Raw genomic sequence first — 23,115 nt, 5'->3', positions numbered from 1 at the left:
GATCGACCAGGCTGGAGCGGTACGACTTTCGGTGGAGACATCTGTCGTACGTTCTGCCGAACCACCAGGCACGACGCCTACTCGGGGGTATCGCCCGCACCTCGGCTGCGGTGAAGTATGGCCCATGAACAATCCGATTCTGCTCACGATCGCACTCTGCGAGGTCGGCTTCTGGATGCTGGTTATCGGCGGGTTGTGCCTGCGGTACGTGGCACGCTTGCGTCGCGCCAGCACGATCACACTCTCCCTCCTCCCGGTCCTCGATCTCGTCCTCGTCGCGGCGGTGGCACTGGATCTACACCGCGGCGGCGAGGTCCAATTCGCCCACCGCCTCGCCGGTATCTACCTCGGCTGGACCGTCGTGTTCGCGCACTCCACCGTGACGTGGCTCGATGTGCGCTTCGCGCACCGATTCGCCGGCGGACCCGCACCGGTGAAGCCTCCCAAAGCCGGCCCGCAGGCCTACCGCAACGAGATCCGTGGATTCGTGAAGTGGCTGTGCGCAGCGGCGATCGCTCTGGTGATCACCTACGGGCTCGCCTACACCGTGGCAGACTCGGAGCAGGCAGCAGCGCTGAAGACCGTGATCCAACCACTCGGCGTCATCACGTTCTTCTGGTTCGTCACCGGACCACTGTGGGTGCTGGGTTCCAGAACTGCAGGCTCGAAAGATACGAGTTCGAAAGATTCGGCAGGAGAACGGAGTCGACTCTGATGCTGGGAGGTTCGCGGGTGGCGGCTGGTTCCGTGATGCTGCGCAGGTTCGGACCCGCGTGGCGGCCGCGCAATCCCGCTGTACTGCCGATCGAAATGCTGGTGGCCACCGTCGTTTATGCCGGGTTCCAGCTCTCGACGAGCATGGTCGGTGACACCAGGGACGAACTCGTCGGCAGCCCAGCCCTGATCGTGGTGAGTGCCGTTGCCCTGATTGCGATGACTGCTGTGACGTGTGCACGCCGGTCGTTTCCCGTCACGTCGTATCTGACGGTGGTTGCGATCAGTGTCGCGCTGATTCTGGTTCTGCCCGACCGCACTCTCGGGTTCACCCCGCTGTACTGGTTTGCCATCGCCGCGTTGGCGATTCGGGTGACCGGGCCGCGCCTGTTTGCCCCCCTCGCTCTCGGGCTGATCCTCGAAATCGTTGTCAGCGTCGACACCCGCCTGTCCTTCCCTGATGCCGCAGCGGGCCCCGGTGGCACGATCGGCGTCGTAGCCGAGCAGGTGGCGAATCTGATCATCAACTACACGGTGCTCATCGCCCTCGGAAAGTACATCGCGCGCAACCGGACCCAGGAACTCGAGAACGAGGCGGCACTGGACCGAGCCGAACTCGAGCACCGGCAACAACTGGATGCGGCACTCGACAACGAACGGAAGACCATGGCTCGCGAACTCCACGACGTCGCTGCCCACCACCTGACCGGAATGCTCATCCAAGCCAAGGCATCGAAGACGCTCATCACGAGCAATCCCGAACAGGCACGCGAACTACTCACCGGCGCAATCGGACACGGCCAGCGCACCCTCGACAGCCTGCGCCAGATCGTCGGCATCCTGCGCCCGAGCACCACGAACGACAGACTGGGGAATCAAAGCGCACCGCAGCCGATGATCGCCGACATCCCCGATTTGATCGAGCAGTCACGAATGTCGTTCGCGTCCATCACGGTAGACGTCGGGGTGAACGCCGCCGGAGACACGGACGACACCGACACCGACAGCGCCGTGCAATTGACGTGCTATCGCATCGTTCAGGAAGCGTTGTCCAACGCCCGACGCCATGCGCCGAACTGCGATGTGAGTGTGCAGGTGTCAGATAGTTCGTCGGTCATCGACGTGACCGTGAGCAACACGATCAGCTCGGACGCGCCCGACCGGCGCGAATCGGCTGGACAGGGTTTCGGCATCCCGGGAATGCGGGAGCGAGCCGCACTGCTCGGAGGAACCCTCGACGCCGGATTGTCTGCCGACGGAACCACGTGGTCCGTACGCGCTCGGCTGCCTGTCGGCGGAACGATCTCCCGGCCACTCGAGGTACCGGCATGATCACCGTCCTGATCGCTGACGATCAGCCCGTGGTTCGACAGGGGTTCGAGCTGTTTCTGGCCGGCCATCCCGATATCCACGTCGTCGGACATGCCACCTCGGGAAAGCATGCCGTACAACAGGTTACTGCCCTTCACCCCGACGTCGTACTGATGGACATCAGGATGCCGAACGGAGACGGTCTGACCGCAACACGGGAGATTCTGGCGCGGTTCGACACTGTCCGCATCATCGTCGTCACCACGTTCGACCTCGACGAGTACGTGTTCGCGGCGCTGGACAGTGGTGCATCCGGCTTTCTGCTCAAGGACACCGATCCCGACGAGCTCGCCGACGCGGTGGTCACCGTGGCCGGCGGCGGTGCGGCGCTCTCACCCCGCCTGACCCCACGTCTGATGACGGAGTTCGCCCGCCGGGGTAGACCGAGTCGAACCACTTCCGTTGCACCGCAACATGACCTGAGTCTGCGCGAAATGGAAGTGGTGCAACTGTTGTCGCAGGGCCTGGGCAACAACGACATTGCCCGGGCCCTGCAACTCGAACAGAGCACCGTGAAGACTCATGTCGGGAACATCTGTCGCAAACTCGACGTCAACACCCGAGTCCACGTGGTGATCTGGGCCTACCGCAACGGCCTGGTGGGCAGCTAGGCTGCCTTTCGCTCTTCGTCATCCGCAGTCTCACTGGCTCGCTCCACCAGCGAAGCAGAGTGATCGGTGTACTGAAAGTGCGGTCGCTTGTCGCCGATGTACGAGGTCATCCACGACACCACGGCAACGTAGCGGTTTCGGAACCCGACCAGGTACATCAGGTGCACCGCGAGCCACATGAGCCAGGCGATCGGACCGGACATGTCGACCTTGCCGAACAGCCGTGCCACAGCACTGAATCGGCCGACGATCGACATGCTGCCCTTGTCGGTGTACTCGAACGGCGTTCCGGCGTCCACCTTCCCGATGATCATCTTCGCGACGTGCCTGCCCTGCTGCATGGCCACGGGTGACTGTCCGGGGAGCTTGTTCAACGACGTCACGTCGCCGATCGCGTAGATGTCCTTCGCCGAGCCGACCGTCAGATCCTCGTGCACGAGAAGACGTCCGGCACGGTCGGTTTCGCATCCGGTGCGCTCGGCGATCGTGGCTGCCAGCTCGCTCGCCTGAACGCCTGCCGACCAGATGACGGTCTTGGCCGGGTAGGTACGCGAAGTCTTGGTGTCGACATCCTGCACCGTGACGACGTCGTCGGCGATGTCGGTGACCATGGCACCGGTGACGACATCGACACCGGACTTCTCGAGCTTCGTGCGGGCGTAGGTGCTGAGCTTGCCGCCGAATGCGGGCAGAACTTCCTTCACACCGTCGACGAGGGTGACCGTGACGTCGCCCGGGTCGATGTCGGGGAACGAGCCGGCGAAGTACCGGTGCGCGAGATCCCTGATCTGTCCGGCCAATTCGACGCCCGTCGCACCTGCACCGACGACGACGAAGCTCAGCAACTCCTTGCGGGCGGCCGGATCGGTCGTCATGTGCGCAGTCTCGTAGCAGCTCAGGATCTGCTCACGGAGCGCGATCGCGTCGTCCACCGTCTTGAGCGCGAAGGTGCGGTCCTTGAACTCGTCGCGGCCGAAGTACGCCTGCGTGGCACCGGTTGCGACGATGAGCCGACCGAAGCCGATGGTGTGGCTCTGCCCGGCACCGATATAGGTCACCTGGTGAGCCTCAGGATCTACGTCGACGACGCGTCCCAGACGGACGTCGGCGGAGTCGTACTGCGAGAGGATGCGTCGGATCGGCGGGGCGATCTCACCCGTCGAGAGCATTCCGGTTGCGGCCTGGTAGAGCAACGGCTGAAACAGGTGCTCGGTGGTGCTGGAAATGAGCGAGAACGTCACACCGGCCTTGCCCAGAGACTTGGCGGCAGCCAACGCTCCGAATCCCGATCCCACGATGACGACGTCGTACGTTTTCACAGCACATCCCTTTCTGAACGCAAGTCCTTTCCCAAACGAAGAACTATCTCCATGAAACTCCGACCTCGGTGGTCTATCAACGTGAAAGTTGGAATAGCATCCATGAGTAGAACTCATGATTGGAGACGTGCGTGGAACTGCGACAGCTGAAGTACTTCCTCGCGGTCGGGGAGGAACTGAACTTCTCGCGTGCCGCCGAGCGCTGCTACGTCTCGCAGTCCGCGATCAGTTTGCAGATCGGCAAGCTGGAACGAGAGATCGGCGAGCCGCTGTTCGAGCGAACCTCACGTGTCGTTCGATTGACCGTTGTGGGAGCACAATTGGTCTCCATCGCGCGGCACATGGTGGAGCTCGAGCAGGCCGCCCTGGCGTTGACGGCGCGCCGCCGGAACCAACTGCGCCTCACCGGAAACATGACCTTCGCCGCGAACGCCATCGCGGCCATCGTCTCGGTGCGCGAACACCATCCCGACGCCGAGATCGACTTCGTGCTGAAACGATTCGCAGAACAGATCGAAGCGGTGACGTCCGGGGACTGCCAGGTAGCGCTCATTCGCGGCAGCGTCGAACGTTCGGGGCTGCACGTGACCGAACTGTGGACCGAGGACCTCGTCGTCGCGCTCGCCGAGGGCCATCCGCTGGCCGGCGAGGACAATCCGAGCCTGAGCCAGCTCGCCGGTTACCCGCTGCTGCTGCCCAAACGCAGCGAACAAATCCTGCTGCACCGGGTGATCGAGCGCGAGATGAAACGCAGCGGGCTCCCACTCACGTTCGGGCCGCCTGTCGCATCGGATCACACCGCAAGCGCCGAGCTACTCAACCACCCGCAATGCTGGACGATTCTGTACGCCAGCACCGCCGACAGCACCCCCAAGACCGGGCTCGTCTTCCGCACCGAGGCCGACCGAAGACTGCGACTACCGGTATCGGCTGTGGTCGACGCCACCGTGCCCGTCACCGACATTCAACGCGACCTCGTGGCAGCGCTGGCGGCGACGGCACCGGTTCAGCCTGTTCAACCCACGACAACTGTTGAACCCACAACACCGGCGAGCTGAGCGAAAGCGGCGTCGGCGTCGAACAACTCGGCGCGATCGTACGTCGAAGTCGAGGCCATGATCTCGTTCGCGCCGGTGCGATCGATCAACTCCTCCAGCCGCGGACGCACCTGCCCTGCGGTCCCGAGAATCGTCGATGCGAGCGAGTCCTCGATGCGGTCCCGCGTGCGCGGCGTCCACCGGGAGTCGTCGATGGCCGACACCGGCTCCAGCCCCGGGAACTCACCCTCACGCCGCGACCGTGCAATCGCCCACGCCTCCGGCAACGCGAGCCTGCGCGCGTCGGCGGCATCGGCTGCGATCGTCACATCGAGCGAGATGATCACGTACGGTTCAGGATTGGCGGACGAAGGCCGAAAACTCCTGCGATACATCGCCAGTGGATCAGCCTGCTGCAACACCGGTCCGCCGACGACGACCGGAAGCCCGGCGCGAGCGGCTACCTCGAGACCGGCACCGGTCGCGAGAACGAACACCGGCGGAGGCGGAGCGGCAGGGCGCGCCGTCACCGGTGCCGAACCGTCCAGATACGCACTCAATTCGGCGATATCTTCCTCGAAGGTATCGGCGTGCTCACTGCGCAAAGCTGCGCGTACCGGTTCGGTGAAACCGAGGGATCGGCCGACACCGAGGTCGATCCGGCCAGGAAAGAGGGACTCCAACATCAGGAATTGCTCGGCCACGATCAGCGGCTGATGGTTGGGCAACATCACTCCCCCGGATCCGACACGGATGTGGGAGGTGCGCGATGCCACCGCCGCCGCCAGTACCGCCGGAGCGCCCGACGCGATGCCGGGTACACCGTGATGCTCGGCGACCCAGAACCGATGCAGCCCGATCTTCTCCGCGTGCTCCGCCCGTTCGACGGTATGACGCAGCGCCGAGGCGTCGTCCATTCCGGATCGAGTGCGGGATCTGTCGAGAAGAGAAAACAACACAGCCAGGACAACCGCCGGGGCGTCGGGCATATTTCTCGTCATGAGTTGGTGGGTGCTGACGCACGTCGATGTCGAGGGTCCGGCGCTGATCGGAACGATCATGGCCGAGCGCGGAATCGAGTACAGGGTGGCCGCCGTGGGAAGTGGGGACTCGTTGCCCACCGCCGATGCGGTCGCGGGGTTGATCGTGATGGGCGGCCCCATGGACGCGTGGGGCGATGTCACCCACCCCCATGTGCGGGCCGAACGGGAATTGATTGCCGAATGCGTGCGACGGGAAATCCCTGTACTCGGAGTATGTCTGGGCGCGCAGCTCCTCGCCGCCTCGCAGGGATGTGCGGTGTACCGCGGAGCGGTCGCGGAGCTGGGATCCGGAGAGGTCACCGCAACCGATGCCGGGGTATCGCTCTTCGGAGCAGGTTCGGTCTCGGTGGTGCACTGGCACACCGACACCTTCGACCTGCCCGCCGGGGCGGTACTCCTGGCGAGCTCGAACCTCTACCGGAATCAGGCGTTCCGGCTCGGCAGCGCCCTCGGCCTGCAGTTCCACGTCGAGCTCACGCCTGCGCAGCAACCGATGCTCGATGCACACATGCCGGCGGGAACGGCACCGAACGCGCTGGTCCTCGGTCGCGTCGCCGAGAACGGACGAAGAATTCTCGAAACATTCTTCGACGAGGTGTCATAGCGGACCGAATGTGTCCGCAATGGCACTCATCATTGCTTCATGAACCTCACAATGAAGCTCGAACTCGTCACCCTGGCCGTCACCGACGTCGACCGCGCCAAGGACTTCTACGTCTCGATCGGCTTCAACGCCGACCACGATGCTCGCCCCTGGGACGGGATCCGGTACGTCCAGCTCACTCCCCCGGGCTCGGCCTGCTCCATCGCGATCGGCGAGAACATCACCGACGCCGAACCGGGCAAGGGTGCCGGGATCCTGATGGTCGTCGACAACGTCCAGGACGCCTACGAGCACCTCACCGCAGCAGGTCTGACCATCGATCCACCCAAGGACGAGGGCTGGGGCACGTTCGTGTACTTCGCCGACCCCGACGGCAACAAGTGGTCGGTGCAGCAGTTGCCCGCGCAGCCCTGACTGGGACCGCGTCGATTCAGTGCAGCTCTAACTGGGATCGAAAGCCAGGCGAGCCAGGATGCCGCGGTGGTCGGAGCCTGGAATCGTCACGGCCCCGACCGAACGGACCGCCATGTCGGCCACCAGAACGTGATCGATGGCAATGACCGGAGGGTGCCAGGTGTGCGCCGGGTACGTCCTGAGCATGCCGGCTCCGGTCGCCACCGCCGCGTCGACGAATCGGCCGTCCTGCAGGTCTCGATAGCGCCGATGGTCCTGCGGCGCGTTGAAATCGCCCGCCACCACCACAGGACCGTCGTCTGCGGGGATCTTGGCCAGTAGTTGCCGCAGCAGCCCCAGCTCGCGGACCCATTCGGACGGTTCCCGCGGCCACGGCGGCACGGGATGCACCGCGAACACGAGCGGCCGGCCCGGCATCTCCACCCGCGCAGAGAGCATCTCGGTCACGAAGCCGTCGTGGCGCTGCTCGTCGACCAAGGGGAAGCGGCTGTAGATGCCGGTTCCGTTACCGCCTGCGGCTGCACTGACGTAGGTGTGCGGCAGCCGCTCGGACAGTCTGCGGCGAAGACCGGCGTCGGCTTCGGGTGTCAACTCCACGAGGGTGAGCACATCCGGGCGATGCTCGTCGACCAGCGCGACCACCGCGTCGAGATCGGCCTGCCCCAGCCAGATGTTGGCGTGCAGCACTGTCAGAGTCGAGGCGTCGCGGTTCGTTGTCGATCTCCGCCGCAGTAGGGGCATCTGCGTTGCGGCGGCGCTCGCCAGTATCGCCGCGCCCGCCGCCACGCCCCACCACCCGAACGCTACGGCCGCGAGTGCAGTGCCGGGGACAGCAGCGAGCATGAGGACATGTGCCAACGCAGCGGCCACGAGCATCCCCTGCCCCCGCGAGTCGAGGAGGTGCGCTGCGATGCCGACCACCGCCGCGACAAGCAACAACAGAGCCGCAGAACCCGAAACCATGTGCGGAAGTCTGGCAGGCAAACCTGAGGCCGAGCTGGGAAGCATCCTCGAGTCCGACCGATCTGTTCGCTTTTGCGCGGCAAACACGACACAATCGACAACGCTGTCCGTGAGTCAAGTAGGGGGACTTTCCGTGAACCGAAGGCAATTGCTGCGGCTGGCCGCTGCCGGAATGCTCGGCGCTGCCGCCGCTCCGGTCCTGAGCGCCGCCGGCATGCCGGGTTCCGCTCCCGCCGGCGCACTCCCGCTCGGTGCCGACCGAATTCGGTCACTCGTTCCCGAACTGTTCGCCGACCCCCCGCGCCCACCGGACCACTCGTCCGTCATCGTCGTCGGCTCCGGATTCGGTGCCAGTGCCGCTGCCCTGCGCATGGCCCAGGCCGGCACCCAGGTGACCGTGCTCGAGCGCGGACTGCGCTGGCCGCGAGACCCCTGGCGCGACATCTTCACCGCCGACATGACCGCCGACGGACGCGGCCTGTGGCAGCAAACGTCGTTCACCAACATCACCGGCCTCCCGGTGGGACCGGTCGATCTCTTCGGCGGAGTCCTCGACACCACCCGTTACGAGAACCTCTCGGTGTGGCGCGGAGCAGCCGTCGGCGGCGGCTCGATCGTGTACACCGGCGTCACCATCGCACCCGACAAGAAATTCTTCGACCTCTCCTTCGGCGGACGCCTCGACTACGACGAGATGGCCGCCAGCTGGTACCCCAAGGCACGTTCGATGCTTCGGCCGTCGACGATGCCCGAGGACGTGTACAACAGCCCGAACTTCGCGCACTCGCGCACCTGGGACGACCACGCTCGACGGGCAGGATTCACCCCGGAAGCGGTCGACGGCAACTGGAACTGGAACGTCGTGCGCGACGAGATCGCCGGCCGGTCTCGGCCGTCCGCGACCGTCGGCGCGAGCACGTTCGGCAACTCCAACGGCGCCAAGCACGATCTGACGCAGAACTACATCCCCCAGGCAGAGGCCACCGGCCGCGCGGCCGTCTGTCACAGCCACCGCGTCGCGGCGATCGGTGCCGAATCCGGCGGCCGCTACCGCGTCGAGATCGAACGCCTCGACCCGTTCGGCAACGTCGTCGAGACTCGCACCGTCACTTGCGACACCCTCGTTCTCGGTGCCGGATCGATCGGCACCACCGAACTGCTGATGCGCGCCCGCACCACCGGAGCGCTGTCGAACCTCAACGAATTCGTCGGCACCGGCTGGGGCACCAACGGCGACGCGTCGATGACGCGGTCGCTGGGCCCGATGTCTGCGGGCCCCCAAGCAGCACCCTGCGCATCCCGGATCGTCGACGACTCCGGCCTGCCCCTGACCGTCGAGAATTGGTACACACCGGGCGTTCCCGTCAACATGGGCTTCCTGGGGTCACTCGGCATGACCATCGACCCACTGCGCGGAAACTTCGGATTCGATTCCGCCGCAGACAGGTTGACCCTGAACTGGCCCAAGGGTGGCAGCCGCGACACCGTCGAAGCCCTACGCGCAGTGCAGAATCGGATGGCGCAGGCCGGCGGCACCATCGTCGCTGCCGAACCGTTCACCCGCGATGTGGACGACACGTTCACCGCCCACCCACTCGGCGGCGCGGTACTGGGTGACGCCACCGACGACTACGGCCGCGTGAAGGGTCACCCCGGCCTCTACGTCGTCGACGGTGCGCTGATCCCGGGAAGCACCGGAGCGGCCAACCCGTCACTGACCATCACCGCCCTGGCCGAACGCAACGTCGCGCAGATCATCGCCGACGGGCGCTGAGAAACGGGCGTCAGCCGAGCTGGATCTCGGGGCGGCCTTCGGGGACGGTGACCGTTGCTGCGGTTCGCACCGATGAGCCCGGTGCGGAAACGCGGTCGAGAACCCTTACCTCCGAACGCCATTCGGTGTTCGTCAGCGTACTGCGAAGATAGCCGCGACGGGCATTTCCGTACTTGACGTGCGGCGAACCGTCGGCGATGGCAGCTCCGGCGGAGTCGATATCGGCACCGTCCTTGCCCGACGCGATGGACGTGGTCGCGATCTCGACACCCTGGATCGGCGACACTTGATCCTGGTAATCGCGGCGCAACTCCGACACGATCGTGCGGTGAATGTCGCCGACGATCGACGCCACGTTCTTGGTGCCGCGATCCCTGGCCCCGTCGAGGATGCGATGACGCGAGGCCTCGTACCCGCTCCACGGATCCATGCCGACCTTGCGATCGTCGCCCTGTCCCCGCGCCAGATCGGCGATGACCGTCTGGTGCGCCAGAAAGTTCCACTTCGACGGTGACGCGAACCCGTCGAGGATCCATTGTTCCTGTGCCGCACCGGTAATGGTGCGAGAGACATCGGCCGTCTCGGCATCCTGAGCATGCTCGCCGTCCCCGTGCGCCTGATCGCTTCGATATTGCCGGGTATCCAGCACCGAGAAGTCGACCAGATCACCGAACGAGAACCGTCGATAGACCTTCATGTCCGGGCCTACGGGCTTCAGGTTCGCGCGCACCGGAGTGTTCTCCCACCACGCCTTGAAGGCATCGGCTCTGCGCAGTAGGAACTGCTTCGGATCGTCATTGTCCTGACTGATCTGCGAGGCCCAGTTGTTGTCCACCTCGTGGTCGTCGAACGTCGAGACGAACGGTGCCGACGCATGTGCGGCAGCCAGGTTCTCATCTGCCTTGTACATCGCGTATCGGTCGCGATAGTCGCTGAGCGCCATGGTTTCTCGAACCGCCGACTCCGTGCGCGGCTCACCCTTTCGCGCACCCTCGTCCTTGATCGCGTACTCGTAGATGTAGTCGCCCAGAAAGAACACCACGTCGAGATTCGAGGCCGCCAGGTCCCCGTAGGCACCGAAGAACCCGTCCTCCCATTTCTGGCACGACGCCCAGGCGAAATCGAGCTTACTCAGCGGCTGACCCACTGCCGGTGCAGTTCTGGTACGTCCGACCGGGCTCGCGTGTGGGCCGACGAGGAAGCGATAGAAGTATTCGCGGGCCGGCTCCAGCCCGCGGACGTCGACGTGAATCGACCAACCATCGAACTCGGTGGCGAGCTCGATGCCCTCACGGGTCATGTGTGCAAAGTGCTCGTCGGCTGCAATCTGCCACCGCACCGGCACCACGCCGGGCGTCATCCCGCCCAGCGGCGCAAAGGGATCGGTGGCGAGCCTGGTCCACAGCACCACCGAATCGGGCAACGGATCACCGGAGGCCACGCCGAGACGGAAGGGGTAGTCGGGGGTCACGACGGACTGTGCGTGCGCCGTGGTTCCCGCGAGTTCAGGCGTGAAGGCGATCGCGCCGACCAACGCACTCCACGTCAGAAACTGCCGGCGCGTGGCCCCCGCCTGCAAAGAAATGTCCCGCCCGATCCGAATCTCATTACCCCGTCTCACCATTCGTCGAGACTGTCGTGCCCGGGCAAACTGCGCTCGTCATCGATTCGACACCGAGGTGAACACGACGCGGCCTTCAGATGCGTCGGGCTCCTGGGCCCGCCTTGCCCAGCTCGTCGCCGGGGTTGAGCAAGGTGCACTTGCTGAGCGAAAGACATCCACAACCGATGCAACCGGTCAGTTCCTCCTGCATCCGCGCAATCGACTGCTTGCGATCCTCCAGCCTCTGGTTCCACGCAGCCGAGATCTTGGCCCAGTCACGTTTGTTCGGGGTGCGGCCCGACGGCAGGGACTCAAAGACCTCGGCCACCTCGGAAAGCGGTATACCGAACCGCACCGCCACCTGAATCAGCGAGATCCGCCGAATCGCGTGACGGGGGAACTTTCGTACGTTACCGGCCGTCCGCTCGGCGGGAACGAGACCGAGGGTCTCGTAGTACCGGACCGCGGACACCGCGACACCGGTTCTGGCCGCGACCTCGCCGATCGAGAGCAACTCGTCGCTGATCCGGATCATGTTGCCTCCCAGCGTGTCCATCGATTTGACCTGAAGTGCACTTTAGATTCTAACCTTCGTCAACATGCACCCCTCCACCGAACCCACGACCGGAACCTGGCGCCAGTTGCTCAGCGCCCGCTACGTCGGCACTGCAACTGTCCTCGCCGGCGGCGTCGCGCTGTACGCCACGAACGTCTATCTCACTACGAGCCTGCTGCCCACGGCCATCGACGAGATCGGCGGCCAACGCTACTACGCATGGACTGCAACGGTTTTCCTGATTGCGTCCGTCATTTCCTCGATGCTGGTCAGCAATGTTCTGGCTGCCTGCGGACCTCGCGGTGCATACCTCATCGGCCTGACGATCTTCGCTCTCGGGACCGTGGTGTGCGCCGTCAGCCCCACGATGGAACTCCTGCTGGTGGGCCGAACGATCCAGGGCTCGGGAGGTGGTCTACTGGCCGGACTCGGTTATGCCGTCATCAATGCAGCTCTGCCGCAACACCTCTGGACCCGGGGTGCTGCGCTGATCTCCGCCATGTGGGGCGTGGGAACGTTCGCAGGCCCGGCCATCGGTGGCGTATTCGCTCAGTTCGGAGCCTGGCGGTCGGCTTTCGGCGTGCTCGTCGTCGCAGCACTCGCGGTGGCCACCCTCGTCCCCAAAGCGCTCCCCGCCCACACCAGCGAGCCCACCGAGTCCAGCCCGGTACCGACATGGTCGCTGACCCTGCTGACCACGGCTGCACTGCTGGTGAGCGTAGCCGGCGTGATGCCGAATCTCGCGATCACTGCAGCCATGGTTGCGGCAGGAGTGCTGCTACTGATCGCCTTCGTCGCAGCGGACCGTCGCGCACCGCACGGCGTTCTCCCGCCGTCGACCTTCAGCGCGTCGTCCCTGAAATGGGTGTACCTGACCATCGTCGTCCTCGCCGTTGCATCGACGGTGGAAACGTTCATCCCACTGTTCGGCCAACGACTTGCCGGATTGGCACCGTTGGCGGCCGGATTCCTGGGAGCTGCACTGGCATTGGGGTGGACCCTCGGCGAGATACCGAGCGCATCGGCCACGGCTCCGCACATCGTACGACGCATCGTCATCGGCGGTCCGATCCTCGTTGCTGTCGGATTGTGCACCATGGCAACGTTTCTCACCGACCGAGCAGGTGCCGGCCTGATCACTGTGTGGGTAGTGGGTCTGATCGTCGCGGGAGTGGGAATCGGAATCGCGTGGCCGCACCTGGCGGTCGGTGCCATGACATCGGTCACCGAACCGGGCGAAGGCGCACGAGCCTCGGCCGCCATCAACACCGTCCAACTGATAGCGAACGCCTTCGGCGCAGCCCTCGCGGGAGTGCTGGTGAACCTCGGGGAATCATCGACGCTGCGATCGGCTCAGTTGCTGCTGTTCACCTTCGCCGCGTTGGCATTGGTCGGGGTGACAGCGGCGGCGCGATCGCAGCGGGCATAGGTTCGGGTTGGATACATCCGATTCAGGACCGAACTCGTCCGCGATCTCGACAAGACTTGAACGCATGACGAACCTCGACCGCACCGGATCCCAGATCGACCACCTCAACATCGGCGTCTCCGATCTCGCCGCCAGCGCCGAGTTCTACGGCGCTGCGCTCGCACCGCTCGGGATCACCGAGATCATGCGGGTGCCGCACACCCCCGAGGCAAACCAGCTCGCCATGATCGCCTTCGGTTGGGCGCAGGTGAAGCCCTTCTTCTGGATCGTCGACGCCCCCGGGTCGGCCGTCGGACCGCACACCCATCTCGCGTTCAGTGCCCCGGACCGCGCCACGGTCGATGCCTTCCACATCGCAGCGCTGTCGGCGGGAGCGAGCGAGCTCCGGCGTCCAGGACTACAGCCGGAATACCACGCGACGTACTACGGATCTTTCGTGCGGGACCTCAACGGCATAGACCTCGAGGCTGTCTGTCACCACGGATGAACGACCTCGTCGGTTCCGAGGTGGAGGCCGTCAGTGCGGTTGGGGCAGTCATTGCGGTTGGGGCAGTCACTGCGATTGGGGCAGTGTTCCGTTGGTTCGCATGTGGTCACGCAGACGAGTGAGAATCGTTTCGAGAGTGGAGACTTCCTCGGGTGCGAGCCCGTCGAAGAACAACCGACGGACCACGTCGACGTGACCCGCTGCCGACGCGTCCAGAGCTGCCCGGCCCGCTTCGGTGAGAACTGCATCCGTGGCGCGCGCGTCGGTAGTCGAGACCGTGCGATCGGTGAGCCCCCGTGCGGACATCCGGGCGAGGTGGTGCGAGGCCCTGCTGCGCTCCCAGCCGATCTCGGCCGCCAGCTCGGTCACCCGGCGACGCCCGTCCGGGCTGTCCGCTAGCGCCACGAGCACCGAGTAGTCGGCCAGGGAAAGACCGTGATCCTCGGTCAGCTGCCGATTCATCTCGAACGTCATCTGCAGCGACAGCCCCATGTAGGCGCGCCATGCCGACTCCTGGGAGGGCGTCAGCCAGGGAGAGTCGGCCGTCGACTCATTACGTGACATGTCATGTTCTTTCTGAGATGCTTGATCCGGGGCGCAGGCCGAGTAGACCCCGACCACCAACCTTAGGGGCTCACCATGGATCGCACGTCTCACGCCGAGTTGGTACGTCGCAACGTCGTCGAGGTGTTCAACGCAACCGACGCCGAACGACGACGCGAGCTGATCGAAACCATGTACCACCCGGACGCGGTGTTCTACGACGCCGAGAACACCGCGACCGGACGCGACGCCGTCATCGACGCGATCACCGCGCTCCTCGCGGACTCCGCCGGCTTGCCGTTCTCCGTCACCGTCGAGCCCGCCGTGCTGGGCGACGTTGCCCGCATCTCCTGGGCACTCTCACCGCCCGACGCCCCGGCCGTCGTCACCGGCCAGGACTTCGCCGTCGTCAAGGATGGCACGATCGCCGAGCTGTACACGTTCGTCGATCAGAAACAGCCCGACTGACCGGTCAGGCTTGCACGACCCACACCGAATTGCCGTCGGGATCTCGTAGCGCGAACATGGGCGGCACGCCGTCCACCTCTTCCATGAAGTCGTCGAGATCGACGCCGCCGAGAGCGCTGAGCCTCTTGTGCTCGGCCGCGACGTCAGCTGTCTCGACACCGATGGACCCGCCACCGGGCGTACCTCCCATCGGCGGGTTGAGGGCGAGCCGCGCGGTCGAACCAGGCGGTGCCACTTCCAACCACCGATACTCGCCTTCGGGGCCGAAGCGCAGATCACCGCGAATCTCGAACCCCAGAACGCGGGAGTAGAAATCGAGGGCTGCGTCCTGATCGGCGACGGTGAACATGGCCACGCCGATGTTCACGATGGTGCTGGGTGTTTGGTCGGTCATACCGGTAACGACTCGAGGCGCATCGAAAACTCATCGCTCCCGGAGTCACAACAACAAAGCCCCGCACCGACCGAAGTCGATGCGGGGCTTTGTCTGTCACGCCCTGTCGTCGTGAGCGGAAATTCGTAGTGGGCTACGAGGTTCTGCTCACATGCGACGGAGTCGCTCTAGCGGTATTCGTTGGAGAAACCGTAGTCGTCGAGCGGCACTGCAGCACCGGTTCCCTGGCCGAAGCCGTCCGGGCTGTAGTACTGATCGTCGTACGACGGCACCGCGTATGCCGCGGCACGCGCCTCTTCGGTCGGCTGCACCGTGATGTTCCGGTACCTGTTGATGCCGGTACCAGCCGGGATGAGCTTACCGATGATGACGTTCTCCTTGAGACCTATGAGCTTGTCCGAACGGCAGTTGATCGCCGCATCGGTGAGCACACGAGTGGTCTCCTGGAAGGACGCTGCCGACAGCCACGAGTCGGTGGCCAGCGACGCCTTGGTGATACCCATCAGGACCGGACGTCCGGCTGCGGGCTCGCCACCCTCGGAGACGACGCGACGGTTGCTCGACTCGAATTCGCTGCGCTCGGTGAGTGAACCGGGCAGGAACTCGGTGGAGCCGCTGTCGATGATCGTCACGCGACGGAGCATCTGGCGCACGATCGTCTCGATGTGCTTGTCGTGAATCGACACACCCTGCGACCGGTACACCTCCTGGACCTCGTTGACCAAGTGGATCTGAACCTGGCGAGGACCCATCACACGCAGAACCTCGTGCGGATCGGCAGCACCTTCCATGAGCTGCTGGCCGACCTCGACGTGGTCACCGTCCGCCAGCAGGCGCTCGGTGCCGTCGTCGTGCTTGAAGACGCGCAGACGCTGACGCTTGGAGAGCTTGTCGTAGACAACCTCTTCGCCGCCGTCGTCCGGGACGATGGTGATCTTGTAGAAACGATCGCCGTCCTCGAGCTGGATGCGTCCCGACACGTCCGCGATCGGAGCCTTGCCCTTCGGCACACGTGCCTCGAACAGCTCCTGCACGCGAGGCAGACCACCGGTGATGTCATCTCCGGCGACACCACCCTGGTGGAAGGTACGCATGGTCAGCTGGGTTCCGGGCTCACCGATGGACTGTGCGGCAACGATACCGACGGCCTCACCGATGTCGACCAGCTTGCCGGTGGCCATCGAACGGCCGTAGCAGGTGGCGCAGACGCCGGTTCCCGTGGTGCAGGTGAGCACCGAGCGAACCTTGACCGACGTGATGCCCGCAGCGAGCAGCGCGTCGATGGCCGGGTCACCGAGATCGTGTCCGCGAGCGACGATGACCGTGCCGTTCTCGTCGACAGCGTCGTTCGCCAAGGTGCGGGCGTACGTGCTGGTCTCGACGTGAGCGTCGCGGATCATCTTGCCGTCGGCCATCTTCTCGGCGATCGTCGTGACGATGCCGCGCTCGGTGCCACAGTCGGTTTCCCGAACGATGACATCCTGCGAGACGTCGACCAGACGACGCGTCAGGTAGCCCGAGTCGGCGGTACGAAGCGCCGTGTCGGCCAGACCCTTACGAGCGCCGTGCGTGTTGATGAAGTACTCGAGGACCGTCAGGCCTTCCTTGAAGGAAGACTTGATCGGACGCGGGATGAACTCACCCTTCGGGTTCGTCACCAAGCCCTTCATGCCGGCGAGCGAGCGAACCTGAGTCATGTTTCCGGCTGCGCCGGACTTCACGATCATCGGGATCGGGTTGTCGTCGGGGAAGTGGGCCTCCATGGCCTTACCGACCTGCTCGGTCGCGTCCTGCCAGATCTTGACCAGTGCGGAGTTGCGCTCGACCTTGTCGAGTGCGCCACGCTGGTACTTCTTCTCGATCTGATCGGCCTGAGCCTCGAAGGTCTCCATGATCTGCGGCTTCTCCGGCGGCACGAGGACGTCGGAGATCGAGATGGTGACACCCGAACGCGTGGCCCAGTAGAAGCCTGCGTCCTTGAGCTTGTCGACGGTCTGCGCGACGACGATCATCGGGTAACGCTCGGCGAGATCGTTGATGATGGTCGACTGACGCTTCTTCGGCATCTGCTCGTTGACGAACGGGTAGTCCGCCGGGAGCAGCTCGTTGAAGAGCACGCGTCCCAGAGTGGTTTCCGCGGTCCATGCCTCGCCGCGGTTCCAGCCCTCGGGGAACAGCTCGTTCTCGATCTCACGCGGCGGGCGCTGCGTGGTGAGACGAACCCGAATCTGCGACTGCACCGTGAGCGATCCACGGTCGACGGCCATCTGAGCCTCGGCCGGGGAGGAGTACGCCCCGAACTCGGCGTGGTCGGTCTTCGCGTCGGCGCGCTCGCCGACAGCACCGGCATCGAGACGAGTCAGGTGGTACAGACCCGTCACCATGTCCAGACGCGGCATGGCGAGCGGACGGCCCGATGCCGGCGAGAGGATGTTGTTCGAGGACAGCATCAGCACGCGCGCCTCGGCCTGAGCCTCGGCGGACAGCGGGAGGTGGACAGCCATCTGGTCACCGTCGAAGTCGGCGTTGAACGCCTCACACACGAGCGGGTGCAGCTGGATGGCCTTGCCCTCGACGAGCTGCGGCTCGAACGCCTGGATGCCCAACCGGTGCAGGGTGGGTGCACGGTTCAGCAGCACGGGGTGCTCGGCGATGACCTCTTCGAGAACGTCCCACACCTGCGGACGCTGACGCTCGACCATGCGCTTGGCCGACTTGATGTTCTGCGCGTGGTTCAGATCCACCAGGCGCTTCATCACGAACGGCTTGAACAGCTCGAGAGCCATCAGCTTCGGCAGACCGCACTGGTGCAGCTTGAGCTGCGGGCCGACGACGATGACCGAACGGCCCGAGTAGTCGACGCGCTTGCCGAGGAGGTTCTGGCGGAATCGACCCTGCTTGCCCTTGAGCAAGTCGGAGAGCGACTTGAGCGGACGGTTACCCGGTCCGGTGACCGGACGTCCACGACGGCCGTTGTCGAACAGGGCGTCGACCGACTCCTGCAGCATCCGCTTCTCGTTGTTGACGATGATCTCGGGAGCACCGAGATCGATCAGACGCTTGAGGCGGTTGTTGCGGTTGATGACGCGGCGGTACAGGTCGTTGAGGTCGGACGTCGCGAAACGTCCACCGTCGAGCTGCACCATCGGACGAAGCTCCGGTGGGATGACCGGGACAGCGTCCAGGACCATGCCCATCGGCGAGTTACGGCCGGCCTGGAATGCGGCGACGACCTTCAGACGCTTGAGCGCGCGCAGCTTCTTCTGACCCTTGCCACTGCGGATGGTCTCGCGAAGAGATTCCGCCTCGGCATCGATGTCGAAGGTCTGCATGAGCTTCTGGATCGACTCGGCACCCATGGCACCGGTGAAGTACTCGCCGTATCGGTCGATGAGCTCGCGGTAGATGAGCTCGTCGACGATGAGCTGCTTGGGAGCAAGCTTGGTGAACGTGGTCCAGATCTCTTCGAGACGATCGAGCTCACGCTGCGCGCGGTCACGGAGCTGACGCATCTCGCGCTCGCCGCCGTCCTTGACCTTGCGACGCACGTCGGACTTGGCACCCTCGGCTTCGAGCTCGGCGATGTCGGCTTCGAGCTTCTGCGCACGAGCCTCTAGATCGGCGTCGCGCTGATCTGCGACGGCCTTCTTCTCGACCTCCATCTCGGCCTCGAGCGTCGACTGCTCGTTGTGACGGAGCTCGTCGTCGACCGTGGTGATGACGTAGGCAGCGAAGTAGATGATCTTCTCGAGATCCTTCGGAGCCAGGTCGAGCAGGTAGCCCAGACGCGACGGCACACCCTTGAAGTACCAGATGTGCGTGACCGGAGCGGCCAGTTCGATGTGGCCCATGCGCTCACGACGAACCTTGGCGCGAGTGACCTCGACGCCACAGCGCTCACAGATGATGCCCTTGAAGCGGACGCGCTTGTACTTGCCGCAGTAGCACTCCCAGTCCCGGGTGGGGCCGAAGATCTTCTCGCAGAAGAGGCCGTCCTTCTCGGGCTTGAGCGTGCGGTAGTTGATGGTCTCCGGCTTCTTGACCTCGCCGTAGGACCACTGACGGATGTCGTCCGCAGTGGCAAGGCCAATGCGAAGTTCATCGAAGAAGTTGACGTCGAGCACGTAACTTCCTTTCCCCGTTATGGGTGTTGTGCTGGAAGAGCAAATGAGAAGAACGCCTCCGGGCCTGCAGTGACGCAGGCCCGGAGACCACTGAACTACTGAGCGAGGTCGTCGACCGTGGCAGCTTCGTTGCGGGAGAGGTTGATTCCCAGGTTCGCTGCGGCACGCTCGAGGTCTTCGTCGTCACCGTCGGCCATCGTGATGGCAGCGCCGTCCGAGGACAGCACCTCCACGTTGAGGCACAGCGACTGGAGCTCCTTGAGGAGCACCTTGAAGGACTCGGGGATACCGGGCTCGGGAATGTTCTCGCCCTTGACGATCGCCTCGTACACCTTCACGCGGCCGACAACGTCGTCCGACTTGATGGTGAGAAGCTCCTGCAGCGTGTACGCGGCACCGTAGGCCTGCATGGCCCAGCACTCCATCTCACCGAAGCGCTGTCCACCGAACTGAGCCTTACCACCGAGGGGCTGCTGCGTGATCATCGAGTACGGCCCGGTCGAACGAGCGTGGATCTTGTCGTCGACCAAGTGGTGCAGCTTGATGATGTACATGTAGCCCACCGACACCGGGTACGGGAACGGCTCGCCGGAGCGGCCGTCGAACAACGTGGCCTTTCCGTCGGAACCGACCATCTGCTCGCCGTCGCGGTTGGGAATCGTGCTCTCCAGCAGGCCGGCGAGCTGATTCTCCTTGGCACCGTCGAACACCGGGGTGGCGATGTTGCTGTCGGCCGGAGCCGACAGCATCTCCTCGGGCAGGCGTTCGGCCCAATCGGGCTTGCTGCCGTCCGCGGCGATCTGCACGTTCCAACCGGTCTTGCCGATCCAACCCAGGTGGGTCTCGAGGACCTGACCGATGTTCATACGACGCGGAACACCGTGGGTGTTGAGGATGATGTCGATCGGGGTGCCGTCGGGCAGGAACGGCATGTCCTCCTGCGGGAGGATCTTGCCGATGACGCCCTTGTTGCCGTGACGACCGGCGAGCTTGTCGCCGTCCTGGATCTTGCGCTTCTGAGCCACGTAGACGCGGACCAGCTCGTTGACGCCGGGAGGCAGATCGTCGTCGTCGTCGCGCGAGAAGACGCGAATGCCGATGACCTTTCCGTTCTCGCCGTGCGGAACCTTGAGCGAGGTGTCGCGAACTTCGCGAGCCTTCTCACCGAAGATGGCGCGCAGCAGGCGCTCTTCGGGGGTCAGCTCGGTCTCGCCCTTCGGCGTGACCTTTCCGACCAACACGTCGCCGTCACGAACCTCGGCACCGATACGGATGATGCCGCGCTCGTCGAGGTCTGCGAGGACCTCGTCGGAGACGTTCGGGATGTCGCGAGTGATCTCTTCGGCACCGAGCTTGGTGTCGCGAGCATCGATCTCGTGCTCCTCGATGTGGATCGAGGTGAGGACGTCCTCTTCCACGAGGCGCTGCGACAGGATGATCGCGTCCTCGTAGTTGTGGCCCTCCCACGGCATGATCGCCAGCAGCAGGTTCTTGCCGAGTGCCATCTCACCGTTCTCGGTGCAGGGGCCGTCGGCGAGGACCTGGCCGGACTCCACGCGCTGTCCCTCGTCCACGATCGGACGCTGGTTGGCGCACGTGCCCTGGTTGGAACGCGCGAACTTGCGCATCCGGTAGGTCTTGCGCGATCCGTCGTCGGCCATGACCGTGACGTAATCGGCGGAGACCTCTTCGACAACACCGGTCTTCTCGGTGATGACGACGTCACCGGCGTCGACAGCAGCACGCAGCTCCATGCCGGTACCGACGAGCGGAGCCTCGCTGCGAACCAGCGGGACAGCCTGACGCTGCATGTTCGCGCCCATCAGGGCACGGTTGGCGTCGTCGTGCTCGAGGAACGGAATCATCGCGGTGGCAACGGACACCATCTGACGAGGCGAGACGTCCATGTAGTCGATGTCGTCGGACGAGACGAACTCGACCTCTCCACCCTTACGACGGACGAGAATCTTGTCCTCGATGAAGTGACCCGAATCGTCGACCGGAGAGTTCGCCTGCGCGAGCGTGTGGCGATCTTCCTCGTCGGCGGTCAGGTAATCGACATCGTCGGTCACCTTGCCGTCGACGACCTTGCGGTACGGGGTCTCGATGAAGCCGAACGGGTTGACGCGTGCGTACACCGAGAGCGATCCGATCAGGCCGATGTTCGGGCCTTCCGGGGTCTCGATGGGGCACATACGGCCGTAGTGCGAGGGGTGCACGTCGCGGACCTCGAGGCCGGCTCGCTCACGAGAGAGACCGCCGGGTCCCAGTGCCGACAGGCGACGCTTGTGCGTCAGACCCGACAGCGGGTTGTTCTGGTCCATGAACTGCGAGAGCTGGGAGGTTCCGAAGAACTCCTTGATCGCAGCGACGACGGGACGGATGTTGATCAGGGTCTGCGGCGTGATCGCCTCGACGTCCTGAGTCGTCATACGTTCGCGCACGACGCGCTCCATGCGGGACAGGCCCACGCGGATCTGGTTCTGGATGAGCTCGCCGACGGTACGAAGACGACGGTTGCCGAAGTGGTCGATGTCGTCGACCTCGACCGGAACCTCGACACCCTCGGGTGCGGTCATCGAGGTCTCACCTGCGTGCAGACGCACCAGGTACTCGATGGTCGCAACGATGTCTTCCTCGGTGAGGGTCGACGCCACGATGGGCTGACCCGAGTTGAGGCCGAGCTTCTTGTTGATCTTGTAGCGACCCACACGAGCGAGGTCGTAACGCTTGTCCTTGAAGAACAGGTTCTCCAGCAGGGTCTGCGCCGACTCCTTGGTCGGCGGCTCGCCCGGACGCAGCTTGCGGTAGATGTCGAGGAGAGCCTCGTCGGTACCGGCAGTGTTGTCCTTCTCCAGCGTGGCCATGAGGATCTCGGAGAAGCCGAAGCGCTCCGTGATCTGCTCGGTGGACCAGCCGAGAGCCTTCAGCAGCACCGTGACGGGCTGGCGACGCTTGCGGTCGATGCGGACACCGACGGTGTCGCGCTTGTCGACGTCGAACTCGAGCCAAGCACCGCGGCCGGGAATGACCTTGACGCTGTGCAGGTCCTTCTCGGTGGTCTTGTCGATCGAATGATCGAAGTAGACGCCCGGAGAACGCACCAGCTGCGAGACGACGACACGCTCGGTGCCGTTGATGATGAAGGTGCCCTTGTCGGTCATCATCGGGAAATCACCCATGAAGACCGTCTGGCTCTTGATCTCGCCGGTGTTGTTGTTGATGAACTCGGCGGTGACGAACAGCGGAGCTGCATACGTCATGTCCTTGTCCTTGCACTCATCGGTCGAGGCCTTGACCTCGTCGAATCGTGGGTCGGAGAAAGACAGCGACATCGAGCCCGAGAAGTCCTCGATCGGAGAGAGCTCGGTCAGGATGTCCTCGAGTCCGCCGGAGACACCGCTGTCTCCGCGGGCGGCGGCACGGTCGCGCCAACTCTGCGCACCTACCAGCCATTCGAACGAATCCGTCTGTACATCGAGGAGACCGGGTACCTCCAACGGCTCGCGAATGTTCGCGAACGAAACCCTCCTCGGGGCTCCCGGTGTTCCGACAACTGCCTTGGTCTGGCTAGAGACTGCCAAGATGCGTCCTTCCAGCACCTCACGCGGGTCGCGCCGTTCTGTCGACTGACAGGACCTGTCAGCTGACACGACATGGC

19 protein-coding genes are annotated in these 23,115 nt (G+C 64.5%); 10 read left to right on the top strand and 9 right to left on the bottom strand.

Annotated features, from left to right (window positions below):
* Positions 1-124: 124 nt before the first annotated feature.
* From O4220_RS19070 to O4220_RS19060, 3 genes are read left to right on the top strand one after another with little or no spacing between them, the layout of a single operon-like run.
* Positions 125-715, top strand: a complete 591-nt coding sequence (locus O4220_RS19070; protein ID WP_269607053.1) for a hypothetical protein — start codon at positions 125-127, stop codon at positions 713-715.
* A 17-nt stretch (positions 716-732) separates the two neighbouring features.
* Positions 733-2,046, top strand: a complete 1,314-nt coding sequence (locus O4220_RS19065; protein WP_269607052.1) for a sensor histidine kinase — start codon at positions 733-735, stop codon at positions 2,044-2,046.
* Positions 2,043-2,696, top strand: coding sequence for a response regulator (locus O4220_RS19060; protein ID WP_269607051.1), 654 nt, complete (start codon positions 2,043-2,045; stop codon positions 2,694-2,696). Before O4220_RS19065 ends, O4220_RS19060 begins: the two co-directional genes overlap by 4 nt.
* On the opposite strand, the gene O4220_RS19055 is transcribed toward O4220_RS19060, so the two are convergent.
* Complete coding sequence (locus tag O4220_RS19055; protein WP_269607050.1) at positions 2,693-4,015, bottom strand: NAD(P)/FAD-dependent oxidoreductase; 1,323 nt, start codon at positions 4,013-4,015, stop codon at positions 2,693-2,695. The genes O4220_RS19060 and O4220_RS19055 overlap by 4 nt on opposite strands.
* Before the next feature lie 131 nt (positions 4,016-4,146).
* Here O4220_RS19055 and O4220_RS19050 point away from each other — a divergent pair, with 131 nt between their 5' ends.
* Positions 4,147-5,073: a LysR family transcriptional regulator gene (locus O4220_RS19050; RefSeq protein ID WP_269607049.1), complete on the top strand. Its 927-nt coding sequence runs from the start codon at positions 4,147-4,149 to the stop codon at positions 5,071-5,073.
* Here O4220_RS19050 and O4220_RS19045 read toward each other — a convergent pair.
* A complete protein-coding gene (locus tag O4220_RS19045; RefSeq protein ID WP_420030431.1) occupies positions 5,031-6,053 on the bottom strand; it encodes an MsnO8 family LLM class oxidoreductase in 1,023 nt (340 codons plus the stop codon). The two genes, O4220_RS19050 and O4220_RS19045, sit on opposite strands and share 43 nt — an antisense overlap.
* On the opposite strand from O4220_RS19045, the gene O4220_RS19040 reads away from it, so the two are divergent.
* Both O4220_RS19040 and O4220_RS19035 read left to right on the top strand, forming a co-directional pair.
* A complete protein-coding gene (locus O4220_RS19040; RefSeq protein WP_269607048.1) occupies positions 6,052-6,699 on the top strand; it encodes a type 1 glutamine amidotransferase in 648 nt (215 codons plus the stop codon). The genes O4220_RS19045 and O4220_RS19040 overlap by 2 nt on opposite strands.
* Positions 6,700-6,738: 39 nt before the next feature.
* Positions 6,739-7,113, top strand: coding sequence for a VOC family protein (locus tag O4220_RS19035; RefSeq protein ID WP_269607047.1), 375 nt, complete (start codon positions 6,739-6,741; stop codon positions 7,111-7,113).
* Between the two features lie 27 nt (positions 7,114-7,140).
* On the opposite strand, the gene O4220_RS19030 is transcribed toward O4220_RS19035, so the two are convergent.
* Positions 7,141-8,076 carry an endonuclease/exonuclease/phosphatase family protein gene (locus O4220_RS19030; protein ID WP_269607046.1) on the bottom strand — a complete coding sequence of 312 codons (936 nt, stop codon included), beginning with the start codon at positions 8,074-8,076 and terminating at the stop codon, positions 7,141-7,143.
* A gap of 133 nt (positions 8,077-8,209) precedes the next feature.
* Here O4220_RS19030 and O4220_RS19025 point away from each other — a divergent pair, with 133 nt between their 5' ends.
* Entirely contained in the window at positions 8,210-9,850 is a 1,641-nt protein-coding gene (locus tag O4220_RS19025; RefSeq protein ID WP_420030430.1) for a GMC oxidoreductase, read from the top strand.
* Positions 9,851-9,860: 10 nt separating this feature from the next.
* Here O4220_RS19025 and O4220_RS19020 read toward each other — a convergent pair whose 3' ends face one another.
* Both O4220_RS19020 and soxR read right to left on the bottom strand, forming a co-directional pair.
* Positions 9,861-11,474, bottom strand: coding sequence for an alkaline phosphatase D family protein (locus O4220_RS19020; protein ID WP_269607045.1), 1,614 nt, complete (start codon positions 11,472-11,474; stop codon positions 9,861-9,863).
* A 73-nt stretch (positions 11,475-11,547) separates the two neighbouring features.
* The gene (gene soxR / locus O4220_RS19015) at positions 11,548-11,985 is read right to left on the bottom strand and encodes a redox-sensitive transcriptional activator SoxR (protein WP_269607265.1); all 438 of its coding nucleotides are present in this window, start codon (positions 11,983-11,985) and stop codon (positions 11,548-11,550) included.
* A 67-nt stretch (positions 11,986-12,052) separates the two neighbouring features.
* Here soxR and O4220_RS19010 point away from each other — a divergent pair, with 67 nt between their 5' ends.
* Together O4220_RS19010 and O4220_RS19005 are read left to right on the top strand one after the other, a co-directional pair.
* On the top strand, positions 12,053-13,438 hold the full coding sequence (locus tag O4220_RS19010) for an MFS transporter (protein ID WP_269607044.1): 1,386 nt from the start codon (positions 12,053-12,055) through the stop codon (positions 13,436-13,438).
* Positions 13,439-13,502: 64 nt separating this feature from the next.
* Positions 13,503-13,925, top strand: a complete 423-nt coding sequence (locus tag O4220_RS19005) for a VOC family protein (RefSeq protein WP_269607043.1) — start codon at positions 13,503-13,505, stop codon at positions 13,923-13,925.
* Between the two features lie 66 nt (positions 13,926-13,991).
* Here the strand turns inward: O4220_RS19005 and O4220_RS19000 are convergent, their stop codons facing one another.
* Positions 13,992-14,489, bottom strand: a complete 498-nt coding sequence (locus tag O4220_RS19000; RefSeq protein WP_269607042.1) for a MarR family winged helix-turn-helix transcriptional regulator — start codon at positions 14,487-14,489, stop codon at positions 13,992-13,994.
* A 75-nt stretch (positions 14,490-14,564) separates the two neighbouring features.
* Between O4220_RS19000 and O4220_RS18995 the strand changes: the two genes are divergently transcribed.
* The gene (locus O4220_RS18995) at positions 14,565-14,936 is read left to right on the top strand and encodes a nuclear transport factor 2 family protein (RefSeq protein ID WP_269607041.1); all 372 of its coding nucleotides are present in this window, start codon (positions 14,565-14,567) and stop codon (positions 14,934-14,936) included.
* Between the two features lie 4 nt (positions 14,937-14,940).
* Here O4220_RS18995 and O4220_RS18990 read toward each other — a convergent pair whose 3' ends face one another.
* The 3 genes from O4220_RS18990 to rpoB form a co-directional block, all read right to left on the bottom strand.
* Positions 14,941-15,330, bottom strand: a complete 390-nt coding sequence (locus O4220_RS18990) for a VOC family protein (RefSeq protein WP_269607040.1) — start codon at positions 15,328-15,330, stop codon at positions 14,941-14,943.
* 167 nt (positions 15,331-15,497) lie between these two features.
* Positions 15,498-19,454, bottom strand: a complete 3,957-nt coding sequence (locus tag O4220_RS18985; protein WP_269607039.1) for a DNA-directed RNA polymerase subunit beta' — start codon at positions 19,452-19,454, stop codon at positions 15,498-15,500.
* Between the two features lie 95 nt (positions 19,455-19,549).
* Entirely contained in the window at positions 19,550-23,056 is a 3,507-nt protein-coding gene (rpoB, locus tag O4220_RS18980; RefSeq protein ID WP_269607038.1) for a DNA-directed RNA polymerase subunit beta, read from the bottom strand.
* Between the last annotated feature and the right edge of the window lie 59 nt (positions 23,057-23,115).

The sequence above is a fragment of the Rhodococcus ruber genome (genome assembly GCF_027270735.1).
GTDB classification, from domain to species: Bacteria; Actinomycetota; Actinomycetes; order Mycobacteriales; family Mycobacteriaceae; genus Rhodococcoides; species Rhodococcoides rubrum_A.
The sequence above is the reverse complement of the archived record's forward strand: the minus strand, read 5'-3'. Positions and strand labels throughout refer to the sequence as shown.